We start from the raw sequence: 17,776 nt of genomic DNA, 5'->3' as shown, positions 1-17,776 counted from the left end.
TCCCGCCGCAGGTTTGTATACACTGCGGCGCAGTCCGGTGAAGAAAAGCCGGGGTGAGCTAGGCAAAAGCGCGCCCTCTGTATACACTCGGGATAGATTCAAGCGAAGAGAGGAGGCAAGATGCGCGCCAGTGACAGGGCCTATGCCGCGCTGCGCGAAGACATCATCGAATGGCGCCTCCTCCCCGGCACCGTACTCGCCGAAGTCGAACAATCCGAACGCCTCGGCGTCTCACGCACCCCGCTCCGGGAGGCGCTGAGCCGCCTGACGGCGGAAGGGCTGACGACGGCGGGCGGCCGCGGCGTCGTCGTCACCGATATCTCACTGGAGGACATCGACGAGCTGTTCGAACTCCGTGAAACCCTCGAGGGAAAAGCTGCCGCACTGGCAGCCCAGCGCGGGGATGCCGACATCTTCCTCCAGCTCCAGAGCGAGCTGCTGGACGCGCCCGCCCTGCTCAGCTCCCCGGATCCCGCCCGCCACGACTATTACGAGCTTGTCGGCCGCCTGGATGCAGCCATCGATGCTGCCATCGCAAACTCCTACCTGGCACAGGCCATGCGGAGCCTGCGCGTCCACCTTGTCCGGGTCCGCAGGCTAGCCGCCGACGACCACGCCCGGCTCACAGCCGCAGCAGCTGAACATGCCGCCATCGCCGAAGCCATCGCCGAAGGCAACTCAAAGCTTGCCGAAGCAGCCACCACCGTCCATCTGCACCGCAGTCTTTCCCATGTCAAAGCCGCCCACACATCCGCCCAGAAGGAGTCCCATGGTTAAGGAACACCACGTCCACGTGTACAAGAGCGAGGAAAACCTCCCCCGCGAGGATCAGCTCGCCCACAAGATCGCCGTAGTCGCCGCCGACCCGGTAGCGGTTACCGCCGACGTCACGGACATGGTCATCAACCGGATCATCGACAACGCCTCCGTCGCCATCGCCTCTCTGAACCGCGCTCCGATCGTTGCGGCCCGAGCCCAGGCGCTCACGCACGCCCCGTCCAGCGGCGGTAAAGGGGCCAAGGTCTTCGGCATCGGCGAACGTGTCTCCCCGGAGTGGGCAGCATGGGCCAACGGCGTGGCGGTCCGGGAACTGGACTACCACGACACGTTCCTCGCCGCGGACTACTCGCACCCGGGCGACAACATCCCGCCGATCCTCGCTGTCGCCCAGCACGTGGGCTCCAGCGGCCAGGACCTGATCCGCGGCATTGCCACCGGGTATGAGATCCAGGTGAACCTGGTGAAGGCGATCTGCCTGCACAAGCACAAGATTGACCATGTGGCCCACCTCGGCCCCGCCGCGGCGGCCGGCATCGGCACCCTCCTGGGCCTGGACGTGGAAACCATCTTCCAGTCCGTGGGGCAGGCCCTGCACACCACCACCGCCACGCGGCAGTCCCGCAAGGGCGAGATCTCCACCTGGAAGGCGCACGCCCCGGCCTTCGCAGGGAAAATGGCCGTCGAAGCCGTCGACAGGTCCATGCGCGGACAGACCTCCCCGGTACCGATCTACGAAGGCGAGGACGGCGTGATCGCCTGGATGCTGGACGGCCCGGACGCCTCCTACGAGGTACCCCTGCCCACGCCCGGCGAGGCCAAGCGCGCCATCCTGGACACCTACACCAAGGAACACTCGGCCGAGTACCAGGCGCAGGCGTGGATCGACCTTGCCCGCAAGCTGAACAGGGAACACCCCGAGGCGACCGATCCCGCCAACGTGAAGTCCGTCCTGATCAAGACGAGCCACCACACGCACTACGTGATCGGCTCCGGCGCCAACGACCCCCAGAAGTACAGCCCCACCGCCAGCCGGGAAACCCTGGACCACTCGATCCCGTACATCTTCACCGTCGCGCTGCAGGACGGGGCCTGGCACCACGTGGATTCCTACTCCCCCGACCGCGCCGGCCGCCCGGACACGGTGGAGCTGTGGCAGAAGGTGTCCACGGTGGAGGACCCGGAGTGGACCCGCCGGTACCACTCCCTGGACATCAGCGAAAAGGCCTTTGGCGGTTCGGTGGAAATCACCCTGTCCGACGGCACCGTCATCCGCGACGAGATCGCCGTCGCCGACGCCCACCCGCTGGGCGCCCGGCCCTTCACCCGCGAGCAGTACGTCAATAAGTTCCGGACGCTGGCTGCCGGGCTGGTGACGGAGGATGAAATCGAAAGGTTCCTTGCCGCCGTCGAACGCCTCCCGGAACTGGGGGCAGGCGAGCTGGACCAGCTCAACATCACTGCGGCGCCCGGCGTCATCGATTTCAGCGCCGCGCCCAAGGGGCTGTTCTAAATGCTTTACTCCGCTGCCACCCCCGAACAGAAGCGGGTGCGCTTCCGTGAACTGCTGGCTTCCGGAACCATCCAGCAGTTCCCCGGAGCGTTCAACCCGCTATCGGCCCGCCTGATCGAGGAGAAGGGCTTCGCCGGGGTGTACATCTCCGGCGCCGTCCTGGCCAACGACCTCGGCCTGCCCGACATCGGCCTGACCACCCTCACCGAGGTCGCAACAAGAGCCGGCCAGATTGCCAGGATGACCGATCTGCCGGCCATCGTGGATGCTGACACCGGCTTCGGCGAACCCATGAACGTGGCCCGCAGCGTGCAGGAACTGGAAAACGCCGGGCTCGCCGGCTGCCACATCGAGGACCAGTTCAACCCCAAGCGCTGCGGCCACCTGGACGGCAAGAACGTCGTGGACCTGGACACCGCCACCAAGCGGATCCGCGCCGCGGCAGATGCGCGGCGGGACCCGAATTTCCTGATCATGGCCCGCACCGACATCCGTGCGGTGGAGGGTCTGGACGCGGCGAAGGACCGGGCCAGGGCCTTGGTGGAGGCCGGCGCCGACGCGATCTTCCCCGAAGCCATGGCCACGCTGGAGGAGTTCCAGGCCATCCGCGACGCCGTCGACGTGCCGATCCTGGCCAACATGACCGAGTTCGGCAAGAGCGACCTCTTCACCGTGGACCAACTGCAGGATGCGGGCGTGAACATGGTGATTTATCCGGTGACCCTGCTCCGTAGTGCCATGGGGGCGGCTGAGCGTACGCTGGACTCAATTAAGGCTGACGGAACGCAGGAAGCGCAGGTAGGGAGCATGCTGACGCGCGCGCGGCTGTACGACCTGGTGGATTACGAGGCCTACAACCGCTTTGACACCGGTGTCTTCAACTTCCGGATCCCCGGGACCGACTGACACCCAAAATCCCCGCAGGACCACCGGCCCCTCCGGCCGGTAATCGGACGCAAGGAACGAAGGAGTTCAGCATGGCTGAAGCAGAGATCAAGAAGGGCCTCGACGGCGTCGTGGTGGACTACACCGCAGTCTCGAAGGTCAATCCCGACACCAACTCATTGCTGTACCGCGGCTATCCCGTCCAAGAGCTCGCCGCCAGGTGCAGCTTCGAAGAGGTCGCTTACCTCCTGTGGAACGGCGAGCTGCCGTCCTCCGGCGAGCTGGCTGACTTCACGGCCAGGGAACGCGCCGGACGGAGGCTGGACCCCGTAGTCAAGCAGGTGATTGATGCCCTGCCGACGACGTCGCACCCCATGGATGTCTGCCGGACCGCTGCATCGGTGATGGGCGCCCGCCACAGTCTCGCAGAGGATTCCTCCCGGGAGGCCAACATGTCCAAGGCCCTGGACCTGTTTGCCGCGATGCCTGCCGTGGTGGCATACGACCAGCGGCGCCGTCACGCGTCCGGAGGCCCCGTTGAACCGGTGGAGCCAAGGGACGACCTCGGATACTCGGCCAACTTCCTGTGGATGACCTTCGGCGAGGAGGCCGTCGCCGAGGTGGTGGAGGCCTTCAATGTCTCCATGATTCTTTACGCGGAGCACTCCTTCAACGCCTCCACCTTCGCCGGGCGCGTCATCATGTCCACGCTGTCCGACCTCCACTCGGCGGTGACCGGGGCCATCGGTGCTCTCAAGGGGCCGCTGCACGGCGGGGCGAACGAGGCCGTGATGCACACCTTCGACGAGATCGGCATCCGGCCCGAGGAATCCCTCGAGGAAGCCGCCGAGCGCGCCAAGGCATGGATGGAAAACGCCCTGGCCCAGAAAAAGAAGGTCATGGGCTTCGGCCACCGGGTCTACAAGCACGGTGACTCCCGCGTGCCCACCATGAAGGCCGCACTCGACAAGATGATCGCCCACTACGGCCGGCCCGAACTGCTGGGCCTGTACAACGGGCTCGAATCGGCCATGGACGAGGCCAAGGGCATCAAACCGAACCTCGACTACCCGGCCGGCCCCACGTACCACCTCATGGGCTTCGACACGAACATGTTCACGCCGCTGTTCGTGGCCAGCCGGATCACGGGCTGGACCGCCCACTTCATGGAGCAGTTGAACGCGAACTCTCTCATCCGCCCGCTGAGCGCTTACAACGGTCCGGATGAACGGCACGTGCCGTAACCCCTCGCCCGTAAACGCGTACGACGCCGGGCCGGTCACCTTTTGAGGTGGCCGGCCCGGCGTCGTTTGCTGCCGTGTTCAGGACGAGATCTGCAGGCTTTGGATCATAGCCTTCAGCTTCCTGTACTCCGGTGTCTCCATGTAGGCTCTGGCCTCAGCCATGCTGGCAAATGTTGGCTCGGCGGCCTCCTGGACGGCCCGGTCCGCGAAGGACAACATGCCCCGCGGAGCACCCGTGACCACTGTGTACATCAGGCAGCTGTCCCGCGTTCCTCCGCTTGAGTTGTCCACCAGCCCCATCTGGTAGCTGAGACCCTTGCCAGTCGAGGTCTTGTCCATGACGCGGTACGAGAACCGGACTCCCCGCTGGACGGCCCAGCCTGCGGTAAGGGATGACGAGTCAGTATCAAGCTCGGTGATCTTGTAAGTCCCGGCGTTGCAGGCGCCGCCGAGGCCGCCGGCAGCAGAGTGCTGGAAGTTTGCCACTGTCTTGCCGGCTTCGTCGGAAACCGCGATTCCCGACCCCGGGTACTCAGGCGTTCCGACCGGGAGGTCCTTCGCCGTCCAGCCCTCGGGGAGAACGAAGCTGGCCTGCCCGTCCTCACTGACGAAGCGCTTGCTTGTTGTCGCCGTTTTGGCCGGCTGCAGCGCCAGGGAGATCAGCATGCGCTTGAGGTCCCGGTACTCCTGCGTTCCCATGTATGCCTTGGCCTCGGCCACCGAGTCGAACGCGAGCGGGGCGTCCTTTCCGTCCGCCGTGAGCCAAAGAGTGTCGCCAAACTGCGCGAACGGGACGTTGTCCGGGCCGAGGATGCCGTTGTACAGACCGCAGGTTGTGGTCTGCTGAGCCAAGTCTCCGTCAGTCAGGGCGAGGGACCCGTAGACCTTGTCTCCCTGGATTATGCGGAAGACAAAGGCGGACGGGCCTCGGGGGTGTTCCCTGAGCTTGGCCGCTTTCTGCTGAATGTCGACAACCACCGAGTCGAGCGTCTGGAACGGCTTCGGGACCGGGCACACCGGACCACCCGTGGCTTCATAGACGAGGCGAAGTGTGGCCACGGTCTTGCCGGCGGCGTTCTTCACTTCAACGATGTTGTACGAGCCACCAGCGATGGTCGCCGGCGTTTGAGCCACGGTCCACCCCAGCGGGTGCTCGAAGGTGGCCTGGCCGGTGGCGTCCGTGAAGGTGGTCCACGAAACTGCGGCCGCAGGAGGGGGCGGCGCCGGCGTTGCTGTCGCCGTCCGTGTCGCGGAGGGCGAAGCCGTCACCGTTGGCGTTACCGGCTCCGCCGATGTGGAGGCGGAGGCGGAGGGCAGAACTGTGCCCGCCGGGGCGGGGGCCGATGTCAGCGATCCGAGGTTCGTCGCCACCAGAACACCGGCGGTCACCGCTGCCGCGGCCAAGGTGAGCACACCGGCGACTCGGGCCCGCCGTCGTTTCCGGTCGCCGAACTGCAGTACGTTCGCCGGCAGGCTGTCCGTGAATATCGGGGCATCGGTGGTCACCCGGCGCAGGACCTCATCGGCGTCGGGAGTACCGGCAGGATCGTTGCGGAGCGGGTCTGACCCGGAAATCATGTTCTTGATCGGATCCATCTCATGCCCCCATCTTCTGTGTGACGGATTTCTGTCCGCCCGGGTTCTGACTGCCCGGGCTCTGTCTTCCCGAGCTCTGTACTCCCGAGCTCTGCCTTCCCGACTCCGCGGGCACCGGCATGCGCTTGCGGAACGCCGCCCTGGCTCGGTGCAGGCGCACTTTGGCAGCAGTTTCGCTGCACTCCAGAACGCCGGCGATCTCCGCCATGGTCAGCTCGTCCCAATAGGCCAACTGCAGGATGTCGCGCTCACTGTCGCGCAGCGCGGCCATGGCGTCGTGGACCACCAGATCCTCGGAGTCGGTCCCGGAGCGGAGCTCGGCGGATGCCCGGAGTTTTGCCTGCAGGGCCACCTGCCTGTCACGGCTCCGGTATGCGTTTCCGACCAGGTTCCGCGCCACGGTCAGCAGCCACGCGATGTCCGCGCGTGGCTGGTCCTGCCATTTTTGCCATACGACGCGGAACACGTCGGCGGCAAGCTCTTCAGCGAGCTCAGGCGATTCCACCCGCCGCCGCACATATCTGTATATCCGCGGATAGCTGTCCCTGTGAACGGCGATGAACGCCCGTTCGCGCTCCGAATCCACGTATCCCCCAAACGTAAAAAGTAGTGTCCTGACTTGGCAGGCTAACCGTATAGTTTCCGCCAGGGCACGGGCGGTTACACGGCCCGGAAAGAATATTCGGCGGACGCCACGGTCTCATTGTCCCCGTTCAGGGTGATGACAGCATCGACGACGCTCCCGGCCAGAGCCAGGGGCAGCCAGTGCTCAGCATCCTGCCACATGCGCTCCAGCGGAAGGGAGGACACCAGGAACCACTCCGGAATGATCTCTGAGCTCTCGACGGGCTCACCGGCCCACCGGCGGGTGGTGAACAGGCTGGTGGACATGTTCCAGTCAGGGCGGGAGGGAAAAATGAACTCCACTGTGCCCGCGTCCAACAGGTCCTCCTCGAGGACAACGACGCCGGATTCCTCCAGCACCTCGCGGCACGCCGCCTGGGCATCGGTCTCGCCGGCCTCCACGTGGCCGCCGAGTCCAACAATTTTGCCGCTTCCGAAGCCGGTCCGCTTCAGGCCAAGGAGCACCTCAAGCCCGGCCTCCGCGCGTTCCCGTAGCAGGAAGCAGAGGGTTACGGGCACGGAAGTCATGCAGACCAGCCTAGCGGTGCCGGCGCTATACGCGCGTTGACGCAGGAGCCGGGATTACCCCAGGGCCCGGGGGTGCGCTGCGGCATAGACTTCCCGCAGCGTGTCGGCGGTGACCAGGGTATATACCTGTGTGGTGGTCACCGAGGCATGGCCAAGCAGCTCCTGGACCACGCGGACATCCGCTCCGCCTTCGAGCAGGTGGGTGGCGAAGGAGTGCCGCAGCGTGTGCGGGGAGACATCCTTAGTGATCTGGGCCTTGTCCGCCGCGGCTTTCAAAATGGTCCAGGCGCTTTGCCGGCTGATGCGCCCGCCCCTCGCGTTGAGGAATAGCGCCGGGGTGCCCTTGCCCTTCCCCGCGAGCAGTGGGCGGCCCCGGACCAGGTAGGCGTCGAGGGCGCGGGCCGCGAATGAACCCAGCGGGACCAGGCGTTCCTTGGAGCCCTTTCCGAACAGCCGCACGATGGCCGGGCCGGATTCGGCGGGCTGCACCGAGAGGTCGTCGACGTCCAGGCCCACGGCTTCGCTGATCCGGGCTCCGGTGGAGTAGAGGAATTCGAGCAGCGCCCGGTCGCGGAGGCCGGTGGCGGTGTCTGTCCCGGCGGCTTCCAGGATCCGCGTGACCTCGTCCACGGTGATGGCCTTGGGGAGCCGCTTGCCAGGCATCGGCGGGTGCACATCGCTGGCGGGGTCCGCCGTCGTCGTTCCTTCCAGCGCCCAAAAGCGGTGCAGTCCCCGAACGGCCACCACGGTCCGCGCCGCGGACCGCACTCCCAGCGGGGTACCGCCGTCAGCTCCGTCAGAGAGGGCCTGGGCGAAGCCCGTCACGTGGTGGCGGGTAATGTCAGCCGGGCTGCTGAGGCCCTGCCCGGCGAGGTAGGTCGAGTACCGGGCGAGGTCGCGGCGGTAGGCGGACAGAGTGTTTGCCGCCAGGCCCCGTTCGACGCCCATGTGCTGCAGGTAGTCGGTCATGCCGCGGTCAATGGCGGTGCGCGGCCGTTGTGGCGGTGCCGCTTCCGCGCCGTCTGCCAGACCAGGGTCTACCAGCGCAGAGTCCGCCGTGGCGGATGAATTCTCCGGTGCAGCCGTGTCCGCGGACATCAGCGCTGGCTGGGGTGGGCCGGCCAGGGGGCGTCGCCCGGCCGTAGCCCGCTGAAGCCGTCCGCTTTCGCGGCCGCGGCCGCGAGGATTCCGACGACGGCGGACGGGTTGTGGAGGCGTCCCTCCAGCACTGCGGCCACGGCATCCTCCAGCGGGATCCAGTGCAGCTCGATTTCCGCTTCCTCGTCCGTGCGGACGTGGAGTTCGTGATGCGGGACCTCGGTGAGGCCGCGGGCCAGGTAGATGCGGATCGCCTCGCTGGAGGATCCGGGCGAATTGTAAAAGTCAACCAGGACGTTCCAGTCACTGGCGATCAGGTCGGCTTCCTCGGCGAGCTCCCGTGCCGCGCCCACTACGAAGTCCTCCCCCTCGACGTCGAGCAGGCCAGCGGGAATTTCCCACAGGTCCATGCCCACCGGGTGGCGGTACTGCTTGATCAGCAGCACCTCGCCGTCGGCGTTCATGGGGAGCACAGCGACGGCACCGGGGTGCTCGATGTAGTCGCGGACCAAGGGGTCACCCTCGGCGGTGAGCTTGAAGCTGTCGCTGACAACGTCCCAGATCCGGCCGTTGTAGACCCGCTCCCGGGAGAGCAGACGGCGCGGGCTCGGCGCATCCGAAACCTGCCGGTCAGCAGGGGTGTCTTCAGAATTACCGGGCATCGCGCCGTCCTTACTCTATGGGTGCTGTGAAATTACTCTGCCGGGATCTACTCTGCGGCGGCTTCGCCGGAGCCCGCCGCGGCGGGCTCGAAACCGCTCCCGGCGTTGCCGCTCTGGTGGTCCAGGGCCGCCTTCACCAGGCCGGCAAAGAGCGGGTGCGGCCTGGTGGGCCGCGAGCTCAGTTCCGGGTGCGCCTGGGTGGCCACATAGTAGGGGTGAACCTCGCGGGGCAGTTCCACGTACTCCACCAGCTTGCCGTCGGGTGACGTGCCGGAGAACACCAGGCCCTCGGCAGCAATCTGCTCGCGGTACTTGTTGTTCACCTCGTACCGGTGGCGGTGGCGTTCGCTGACGGTGGTCTTGCCGTAGGTCTCGGCGATGACCGAACCCTCGTCCAGCTTGGCCTCGTAGAGGCCAAGGCGCATGGTGCCGCCGAGGTCGCCGCGGCCCTCGACGAATTCCAGCTGCTCTTCCATCGTGGCGATGACCGGGTACTTGGAGTCCGGCTCGAACTCGCTGGAGGAGGCGCCCTCCAGGCCTACGACGTTGCGGGCGTACTCGATGACCATGCACTGCAGGCCAAGGCAGAGACCCAGTACGGGCAGCCGGGATTCGCGTGCAAACTTCAGCGCGCCCAGCTTGCCTTCCAGGCCGCGGATACCGAAGCCGCCGGGAACGCAGATGGCGTCAACGCCTTCGAGGGAACGCACTGCGCCCTCGTGGGTTTCGCATTCGTCGGACGGCACCCAGCGGATCTTGACCTTGGCGTCGTTGGCGAAGCCGCCGGCACGCAGGGCCTCCGTGACGGAGAGGTAAGCGTCCGGGAGGTCGATGTACTTGCCCACCAGGGCAACCTCGACCTCGTGCTTGGGGTTGTGGACAGCTTCGAGGAGCTTGTCCCAGCTGGTCCAGTCGACGTCCTTGAACGGCAGGTCCAGCGCCCGGACGATGTACGAGTCCAGGCCCTGGGTGTGGAGGGTCTTGGGGATGTCGTAGATGCTGGGGGCGTCGGCGGCGTTGACCACCGCGTCGATGTCGACGTCGCACATGCGGCCGATCTTCTCGCGCATGGCATCGGGAACTTCGCGGTCCGAGCGGATCACGATGGCTTCCGGCTGGATGCCGATGGACCGGAGGGCGGCCACGGAGTGCTGCGTGGGCTTGGTCTTCAGTTCCTGCGAAGGACCGATGTACGGGACCAGGGACACGTGGAGGAAGAAGACGTTGGTCCGGCCGATGTCCTGGCGGACCTGGCGGGCGGACTCGAGGAAGGGCTGCGACTCGATGTCGCCGACCGTGCCGCCGATCTCCGTGATGATGACGTCCGGCGCATTCTTGCCCTCGGCGGGAAGCCGCATCCGACGCTTGATTTCATCGGTGATGTGCGGGATGACCTGGACCGTGTCCCCGAGGTACTCACCACGGCGTTCCTTGGCGATGACGGTGGAGTAGACCTGACCGGTGGTCACGTTGGCCGAGCCCTCGAGGTTTTCGTCGAGGAAGCGCTCGTAGTGTCCGATGTCGAGGTCAGTTTCAGCACCGTCGTCTGTGACGAAAACCTCGCCGTGCTGGAAGGGGTTCATCGTGCCCGGATCCACATTCAGATAGGGATCGAGCTTCTGCATAGTTACAGACAAGCCGCGTGCCCGCAGCAGGTGGCCGAGGCTTGATGCCGTCAGTCCTTTGCCTAGCGAGGACGCCACACCGCCGGTGACGAAGATGTGTTTGGTCGTCTTGGACGAGCCCGGGAACCGGGAATTTACACGGGAATTTGATCGCTGCACCACGGAATTCGAGCCTATCATCAATTGAGCCTTCCACGGATCGGGTATGCGTCCCCAAAGGCTTCAGTTTTCCCTGTCCGCGCGCTCCCGGCAAGGGGTTGTCACGCGGCTGCAGGCCTTCACCGGGCTCAGGCCTGCTGGGGCAGGAGCTTGGCGTCGTCCAGAAGCTCCTGGGCGTGGGCCTGGGCGGTTTCGGAGTCTTCCTGGCCTGCCAGCATCCGGGCCAGTTCCCGAACGCGTTCGGCCTCGTCCAGGAGCTGCACGTCGCTGGAGGTGAAGCCCTTGGCCGTGGAGCCGTCGGAGCCGCGGACAGAGGTTTTGGTCACACGGATGTGCTGGTCGGCGAACGCGGCGACCTGGGGCAGGTGCGTTACCACCAGGACCTGGACGTGGCGCGCCAACATGGCCAACCGCCGGCCGATCTCGACGGCGGCACGCCCGCCCACCCCGGCGTCGACCTCGTCGAACACGAACGTCGGCACGGGGTCCACGGCCGCCAGCACCACTTCGATGGCCAGCATGACCCTGGAAAGCTCACCGCCGGACGCGCCCTTGCCCAGCGGCCGGGCCGGTGCGCCGGAATGCGGCTGCAGCAGGAAGGAGATCTCGTCCGCACCGTAAGGTCCCAGCTGGGCGGCGGGCTCAATGGTGATCACCAGCGTGGCGTCTGCCATGGCGAGGGCCTTCAGCTCGGCGCTAACCCGGGCGGAAAGGTCCTTGGCTGCTTTGGCGCGGACCTTGCTGATGGCTGCGGCCTGTTTCTTCAGCTCGGCCGCGGCCCTGGCCACCTCGGCTTCCAGGTTTTCGATCCGGGTGGAGTCGCCCTGCAGTTCGTCAAAGCGGGCCCGGGCGGTCTCCGCCCATTCGAGGACCTCGTCGATGCTTGGCGCGTACTTCCGGACCAGCTTGGCCAGGGACGCCCGGCGCTCTTCGATTTCGGCCAGGCGCTCCGGGCCCTCCGAGTCGAGTCCGGCCTGGTAGCTGGCCAGCTCGGTGGCGATGTCGTTGAGCAGGAATCCCACCTCGGCGAGGCGGGCGGCGGCAGATCCGAGTTCCTCATCGTGTTCGGCCACGTGTTCCAGGGTCCGCTTGGCCGCATCGACGAGCGACGTGGCGTCGCCGGACTCGCCAAAGTCCTCGGCAATGAGGGCCTGGTGCGCGGTGGTGGCGGCGATCCGGAGTTCCTCGACGTTGGCCAGCTTCACGGCCTCGGCCTTCAGGGCCTCGTCCTCCCCCGGCTGCGGGTCCACGGCGTCGATCTCCGCCAGCGCGGCTTCCAGGGACTCGGCCTCCCGGAGCCGCTCGCGCTCCGCACTCCGGAGTGAGTCCAGCTCTGCCTGGCTGGATTTCCAGGAGGCGTAGAGGTCCTGGAATCCGCCGAGCGCCGCCGCCAGCCCGTCCCCCGCGAACTTGTCGAGGGCTTCGCGCTGTGCGGCGGCCCCCTTGAGCCGGATCTGGTCAGTCTGCCCGTGCACCACCACGAGGGATTCGCCGATTTCGGCCAGCACGCCCACTGGGGCGGCCCGCCCGCCGAGGAAGGCCCTGCTGCGTCCGTCGGCACCCAGGCGGCGTGACAGCAGCAGTTCCGCGCCGCCGTCGAACTCCTCAATCTCAGCACCGGCGTCCCTGGCGCGTTCCAGGGCGAGGTGCCCGGAAGCCAACTGCACCACGGCCTCGGCAGAGGCGCTCTTGGCACCGCTGCGCACGGCGCCGGCGTCCGAGCGTGCGCCCAGCAGCAGCCCGACGGCGGTGACCACCATGGTCTTGCCGGCACCGGTCTCGCCGGTGACGACGCTGAGCCCGGGGCCCAGCGGCAGCGTGGCGTCGGTGATGACGCCGAGATCGCGGATTCTCAGTTCTTCAAGCATGGTTCACTCTTCAGTCGGAGGATCGGATTCTGGACCGGGTTCGGACGGCCGAAGGCCCGAGGGCGGCGCCATGGTCCGGGGCGTGCGGACAAGCGGCACCGGACCGGTATGGATCTCCTCGGACTGCGGTACAGGGCCGCGCCAGCCATGGATGGGAAGCTGGAACTTGCGGACCAGCCGGGCAGAGAACGGGGTCTGGTGCGTGCGGGCCAGGCGGACAGGGGTGGCTGACCTGGTGACCTCGACGCGGGCGCCGGGTGGCAGGTCCACAGATCGCCTGCCGTCACACCAGAGCACGCCCAGGGCATCGGTCCGGTTGAGGACTTCCACGGCCAGCCGGGACCGGGGCGAGACCACCAGCGGCTTGGCGAAGAGGGCGTGCGCGCTGATGGGCACAATCAGGAGGGCTTCCACTTCGGGCCATACAACAGGGCCGCCGGCGGAGAAGGCGTACGCGGTGGACCCTGTTGGGGTGGCCAGCACCACGCCGTCGCAGCCGAAGGAGGTCAGCGGGCGCTCGTCCACCTCCGTGACCAGTTCGAGCATCCGCTCCCGGTCGCCCTTTTCGATCGCAGCCTCGTTCAGCGCCCAGGTGTGCCAGATCTTCTGGCCGCGGACCCAGACCTGGACGTCGATGGTCATGCGCTCCTCCACCGTGTACTCACGGCTGGCGATCCACTCGACTGTCTGGGCGAGGTCCGCGCGCTCGCTCTCGGCGAGGAAACCGACATGGCCGAGGTTAACGCCCAGCAGCGGTACATCGAATTCGCGGACCAGCTCAGCCGCCCGCAGGATGGTTCCGTCCCCGCCCAGCACCATGACCAGTTCGACGTCCGGAAGCTGGATATGGTCGTCGAGGATCTCGACCGGCTGGTCCATGGCGCCGAAGAAGCCCTCCATGTCGCCCAGTTCGGACTTCTGCATGACGGGGATGATGCCGAAGGCGTGGAGCTGGGCGCACGCTTCCCAGGCCGCCTTTAGGGATTCCTCGCGGCCGGTATGGGCAAGTACCAGTACACGCCTGCTCATCGGGTTCCGCTCTCTAGTGGTTCGGCCAGATCTTTCCCAGCAACGCAGCGACAGCTGCGTCCCGCTCTTCGATCTTAGGCAAGTCTTCGGACATTCTTTGCGTTATCCACAGGAAGTATTCGACATTTCCGTCCTGGCCGGGCAACGGGCTGATGGCCAGCCCCCGCAGTTCCAAGCCGGCGTCGAGCGCCGCCCCCGCCACTTTACCGACAGCCAGCCGCCGTTCGCGCTCCGAGGTGACCACTCCCGTGCGGGCGAGCCGTTCCTTGCCGATCTCGAACTGCGGCTTGACCATGAGGACCAGGTCGCCGCCCGGGGCGGTGCAGGTTGCCAGCGGGGCCAGCACCAGGGTCAGGGAGATGAAGGACAGGTCGGCAACCGTGATCTCGGCCGGGCCGCCGATCTGACCCGCGTCCATGTAGCGGACGTTCAAACCTTCGTGCACGCTCACGCGCGGATCGCTGCGGAGCTGCGGCACCAGCTGGCCGTGCCCGACGTCGACAGCCACCACGTGCGCGGCTCCCCGCCGCAGCAGGACGTCGGTGAAGCCGCCTGTGGAGGCTCCGGCGTCAAGGCACCGTTTGCCGCCGACGGCGACCTCGGGGAAAGCGTCGAGCGCGCCGGCCAGTTTGTGGCCGGCCCTGCTGACGTATGCGTCCGCTGCGTCTTCCGCAACGCTCAGTTCACGGTCGTCGCCCACCTGCAGCGACGCTTTGGCGAGGACGTCGCCATCGGAGGACACCTTGCCTTCGGCGATGAGCCGGGCGGCGTGCGTGCGGGACCGCGCCAGTCCCCTGCTGACGAGCAGTTGGTCGAGTCTGGGCATGATCAGGCGGCACCCGCACCAGGCTGCGGATTTTCACGCGGCACGTCATGCTGCGGCTCTTCGTTTAGGGCTTCCAGCAGGGCGTCGTGCATGTCCGCATAGGCAGCCGGGTGCTCCGAAACCGGGAGGCCGGGGACCTCGCGGACCCGGTCCAGGATGGCCAGCACCGCGGGGTCGGCCACGCGGGCACCAGCGGGGCTGCCGGGCAGGGCCGGCTCCGGCCAGGCGGTGCCATGAACTGCGCCGTCCGACGCGTTGTTGTTCAACTCGGGCATGGCACCAGTCTATTGATCCAGCCAGTGGAGTTCGGGAACCGTGGGGCTGTCGGCGTCGGGCCGGGCCGCCCACCACACGGCACAGGCCGCGCGCCACGAATCGAGGTTGTCCTTGTGCCCGGTGATGCGGATGGCGTCTCTGTCCACGGTTGCCGTGGCGTTCCCGCAACGGAACGTCCCGCCGTCGTTATCGATTTCCGGATACGCCTCGTAGAGGCCGGCGAGGTCCCGGATGATGTAGCGGGGCCGCTCGTCGGTCCGGGCGGCCAGGATGGTTTCCAGTGTGTCGACGCCGGTCAGCACTGCCACCGTGGCGAAGCCCGCCCGGTTGCCGCCCAGGATGTCGGTGTCCAGCCGGTCGCCGACCACCAGCGGCCGGTCCGACGACAGCCGCTTGGCCGCGGCGTGAAACAGCGGAGCCTCCGGCTTGCCGGCGACGAGCGGCCGCCGGCCGGTTGCCGCGGCCACGGCAGCCACCAGGGTTCCGTTGCCGGGAGCCATCCCGCGGGCCTGCGGGATGGACATGTCGGTGTTCGTGGCCACCCAGAGTACGTCCGCATCGGCCAGGACGAATGCTGCCTCAGCGAGGTCCTTCCAGCCGATCGCAGGGTTGAAGCCCTGCACCACGGCCACGGGATTGTCCTGCGCGCCGTGGACCGGCTTCAGGCCAACGAGCTCAACCTCGTGGGCCAGCGCCGGGCTTCCGGTAATGAGCACGGCAGCGCCCGGGGGCAACAGCGACGCCAACAGGTCGGCCCCCGCCTGGGACGAGCTCACCACCTGCTGGTCCTCGGCGGGGGCGCCAAGCTCGCGCAGGTGGGCGGCCACCTGCGCCGGGGTGCGGGAGGCGTTGTTGGTGACGTAACCCAGGCCGACGCCGATCCCGGCCAGCCGCTGCAGGGACTCCACCGCTCTGGGGATGGCGTGGGCGCCGGCGTAGACCACACCGTCCAGGTCGGACAGCAGCGCGTCGAACCGCGAGATCAGTTGGGCATCACTCATGCCGGGCTAGTCCTCTGAGCCGTCGTGGCGTCGGTCGTCATCCTGCTGTTCGGTGTGCTCAGCTTCTGCGCCAGCGTTTTCAGCATCGCCGGCTTCAGCTTCGCCGGCTTCCTCGTCAGGCTCGGCGGAATCCTCGTCGGATTCGGCATCGTCGGATTCGAAGTAATCCGCTTCGGCGTCGTCCAGGTTTCCTTCTGCCGCGTCCGCTGAGGGACGCTGGGCGGCAGCGTCCTCCTCCGCGCTGATCGCGGGGGCCGCCTGGCTGTCGGAAGACTCGGTTCCCTCCTGCGCCGCCGCGCCTGCGGCATGTGCAATCCGCTTCCGGCGTTCGGCTTCTTCCCGGGCTTCCTCTTCCTCGTCCCAGCCAAGGTCGATGATGTCGGGTTCCTCCGCCATGCCCTGGCCGAGGGCTTCCTCGGCAACGACGGCCTGCCGCTGCCACTTTCCGGCCTCGGTTTCGCGGCCAACGGCTGTCAGGGCATCGGCGTAGGCGCGGAAGAGGCGCGGGCTGTAGGAAAAAGCGCGGTTGATGTCCAGCTGCGGAATCTCCAGCTCCGCCACGGCGGCGTCCAGCTGGCCAAGGTCGCCGCGGGCACCGGAGGCGACAATTGCCAGTTCCACTTTGCCGGGCGCGTCGAGGTCCTGGGCCTCTTCGGAACGGACGACGTCCAGGGCGCGGTCGGGCCGGCCCAGGCCACGTTCGCAGTCCGCCATGACGGGCAGGTGGACGTTGGAACCGCTGATCCGCCGATAGGTGCGGAACTCGCGCAGGGCCTCGCCGTAGTGTCCGGCGGCATAAGCCGTCAGGCCCACCGCCTCGCGGACGGCGGCAAGGCGTCCGCCGCGGCGGCTGGCTGCGAGGGCATGCTGGAAGGCCAGTTCGGGCTCGTCGTCGATGAGCCGTCCGGCCATCACCAGGTGGCGGGCCACCCACTCCGCGCTGTTGGCCTCCAGAGTCTTGATCTGGTGCTGCGTGGCGCGGTCAAGTTCCTTGCCCGTGACGTCCTCATCGATTTCGGGCGAACGCTCACGGTCCGGGCGGTTCGCGCTGCGAAGGTCGCGGGCGTTGGGTACGCGCACGGGGCGGTCCTCAGCCCTGTCGCGGCCGAACTGGCGGGGGCCGGAGTCGCCGCGGTCGAAGCTACGGGGGGCGCGGTCCTCGCGGGGTGCACGGTCCTGGCGGTCGCCGAACGGGCGGCGGTTTTCTCCGCCGCCAAAGCTGCGGCGGTCGCCGTCGCCCTCACGGCGCGGACGGTCACCAAACGGCTTGCGGTCACGGTCACCAAACGGCTTACGCTCCCCGCCACCAAAGCTACGGCGGTCGCCGTCGCCCTCACGGCGCGGACGGTCAGAGAATGGCTTACGCTCCCCGCCACCAAAGCTGCGGCGGTCACCCTCGCCCTCACGGCGCGGACGGTCACCAAAGCTGCGGCGATCGCCGTCGCCCTCACGACGCGGACGATCACCAAACGGCTTACGGTCGCGATCACCGAAACCGCGGCGGTCACCCTCGCCCCCGCCTTCACGACGCTCGCCACCGCCAAAGCTGCGGCGGTCCCCCTCGCCTTCACGGCGCGGACGATCACCAAACGGTTTACGGTCACGATCACCAAACGGCTTGCGCTCCCCGCCACCGAAACCGCGGCGGTCACCCTCGCCCTCACGGCGCGGACGATCAGAGAACGGCTTACGCTCCCCGCCACCAAAGCTGCGGCGGTCACCCTCGCCCTCGCGGCGTGGGCGATCACCAAACGGCTTACGCTCAGGGTCACCGCTGGAACCGCGGCCTTCACGGGCGCGGAAGCCCCGGGGATCCCCGCCGGAATTGTTGGTCCCCCTAAACGGGCCCCCCTGCCGTCCCCGGTTGCTTCCCGAGTCCCCCCGGTCATTTCCGCCGCGGTAACCGCCGCCCTTGTGCTCAGCCATGGTGGATTCCTCCTGTAGTGAGCTGACCACTGGCGCGATGTGCAGCCGCTCTTGTCCGTGTTTGGTTGTCCTGCGCGACCCGTGGTGAAGCATCCGGTGTCCGCATATCTCTAGCAATTCTAGGTGAGAGCCGGTGCCA

Annotated in this window: 17 protein-coding genes; 5 read left to right on the top strand and 12 right to left on the bottom strand. The window is 67.3% G+C overall.

Translation table 11 applies throughout. From position 1 onward, the window contains the following. Window positions 1-120: 120 nt before the first annotated feature. From LFT45_RS08660 to LFT45_RS08645, 4 genes are all read left to right on the top strand, one after another. Complete coding sequence (locus tag LFT45_RS08660; RefSeq protein WP_236807947.1) at window positions 121-777, top strand: GntR family transcriptional regulator; 657 nt, start codon at window positions 121-123, stop codon at window positions 775-777. Continuing rightward, window positions 770-2,290 (top strand): MmgE/PrpD family protein, encoded by a 1,521-nt coding sequence (locus LFT45_RS08655; RefSeq protein WP_236807946.1) that lies wholly within the window; start codon window positions 770-772, stop codon window positions 2,288-2,290. Before LFT45_RS08660 ends, LFT45_RS08655 begins: the two co-directional genes overlap by 8 nt. Next, a complete protein-coding gene (gene prpB, locus LFT45_RS08650) occupies window positions 2,291-3,196 on the top strand; it encodes a methylisocitrate lyase (protein WP_236807945.1) in 906 nt (301 codons plus the stop codon). 71 nt (window positions 3,197-3,267) lie between these two features. After that, window positions 3,268-4,419: a bifunctional 2-methylcitrate synthase/citrate synthase gene (locus LFT45_RS08645; RefSeq protein WP_236807944.1), complete on the top strand. Its 1,152-nt coding sequence runs from the start codon at window positions 3,268-3,270 to the stop codon at window positions 4,417-4,419. Between the two features lie 78 nt (window positions 4,420-4,497). Here LFT45_RS08645 and LFT45_RS08640 read toward each other — a convergent pair whose 3' ends face one another. The 12 genes from LFT45_RS08640 to LFT45_RS08585 all read right to left on the bottom strand — a co-directional run bounded on the left by LFT45_RS08640 (window position 4,498) and on the right by LFT45_RS08585 (window position 16,791). After that, the gene (locus tag LFT45_RS08640; protein WP_236807943.1) at window positions 4,498-6,015 is read right to left on the bottom strand and encodes a hypothetical protein; all 1,518 of its coding nucleotides are present in this window, start codon (window positions 6,013-6,015) and stop codon (window positions 4,498-4,500) included. 1 nt (window position 6,016) lies between these two features. Continuing rightward, window positions 6,017-6,601 (bottom strand): RNA polymerase sigma factor, encoded by a 585-nt coding sequence (locus LFT45_RS08635; protein WP_236807942.1) that lies wholly within the window; start codon window positions 6,599-6,601, stop codon window positions 6,017-6,019. 74 nt (window positions 6,602-6,675) lie between these two features. Continuing rightward, window positions 6,676-7,167, bottom strand: a complete 492-nt coding sequence (locus LFT45_RS08630; RefSeq protein ID WP_236807941.1) for an 8-oxo-dGTP diphosphatase — start codon at window positions 7,165-7,167, stop codon at window positions 6,676-6,678. A 54-nt stretch (window positions 7,168-7,221) separates the two neighbouring features. Further along, window positions 7,222-8,265 (bottom strand): site-specific tyrosine recombinase XerD, encoded by a 1,044-nt coding sequence (xerD, locus tag LFT45_RS08625; protein ID WP_442863608.1) that lies wholly within the window; start codon window positions 8,263-8,265, stop codon window positions 7,222-7,224. Next, window positions 8,265-8,927: an NUDIX domain-containing protein gene (locus tag LFT45_RS08620; RefSeq protein ID WP_236807940.1), complete on the bottom strand. Its 663-nt coding sequence runs from the start codon at window positions 8,925-8,927 to the stop codon at window positions 8,265-8,267. The genes xerD and LFT45_RS08620 overlap by 1 nt, the downstream gene beginning before the upstream one ends. 47 nt (window positions 8,928-8,974) lie before the next feature. After that, window positions 8,975-10,732 carry a CTP synthase gene (locus LFT45_RS08615; RefSeq protein WP_236807939.1) on the bottom strand — a complete coding sequence of 586 codons (1,758 nt, stop codon included), beginning with the start codon at window positions 10,730-10,732 and terminating at the stop codon, window positions 8,975-8,977. Between the two features lie 107 nt (window positions 10,733-10,839). After that, a complete protein-coding gene (gene recN / locus LFT45_RS08610; protein ID WP_236807938.1) occupies window positions 10,840-12,579 on the bottom strand; it encodes a DNA repair protein RecN in 1,740 nt (579 codons plus the stop codon). A 3-nt stretch (window positions 12,580-12,582) separates the two neighbouring features. Beyond that, entirely contained in the window at window positions 12,583-13,608 is a 1,026-nt protein-coding gene (locus LFT45_RS08605; RefSeq protein ID WP_236807937.1) for an NAD kinase, read from the bottom strand. 13 nt (window positions 13,609-13,621) lie between these two features. Beyond that, on the bottom strand, window positions 13,622-14,434 hold the full coding sequence (locus tag LFT45_RS08600; protein ID WP_236807936.1) for a TlyA family RNA methyltransferase: 813 nt from the start codon (window positions 14,432-14,434) through the stop codon (window positions 13,622-13,624). A gap of 2 nt (window positions 14,435-14,436) precedes the next feature. After that, the gene (locus LFT45_RS08595; protein ID WP_236807935.1) at window positions 14,437-14,709 is read right to left on the bottom strand and encodes a hypothetical protein; all 273 of its coding nucleotides are present in this window, start codon (window positions 14,707-14,709) and stop codon (window positions 14,437-14,439) included. Between the two features lie 9 nt (window positions 14,710-14,718). Further along, window positions 14,719-15,711: an HAD-IIA family hydrolase gene (locus LFT45_RS08590; protein ID WP_236807934.1), complete on the bottom strand. Its 993-nt coding sequence runs from the start codon at window positions 15,709-15,711 to the stop codon at window positions 14,719-14,721. 6 nt (window positions 15,712-15,717) lie between these two features. Next, window positions 15,718-16,791 (bottom strand): hypothetical protein, encoded by a 1,074-nt coding sequence (locus tag LFT45_RS08585; protein WP_236807933.1) that lies wholly within the window; start codon window positions 16,789-16,791, stop codon window positions 15,718-15,720. On the opposite strand from LFT45_RS08585, the gene LFT45_RS08580 reads away from it, so the two are divergent. Further along, window positions 16,678-17,655, top strand: a complete 978-nt coding sequence (locus tag LFT45_RS08580) for a hypothetical protein (RefSeq protein WP_236807932.1) — start codon at window positions 16,678-16,680, stop codon at window positions 17,653-17,655. The two genes, LFT45_RS08585 and LFT45_RS08580, sit on opposite strands and share 114 nt — an antisense overlap. Window positions 17,656-17,776 lie beyond the last annotated feature (121 nt).

This window comes from Arthrobacter sp. FW305-BF8, assembly GCF_021789315.1.
Lineage (GTDB): Bacteria > Actinomycetota > Actinomycetes > Actinomycetales > Micrococcaceae > Arthrobacter.
Note: the sequence above shows the minus strand (reverse complement) of the source record. Positions and strands in the feature narration are given on the sequence as shown.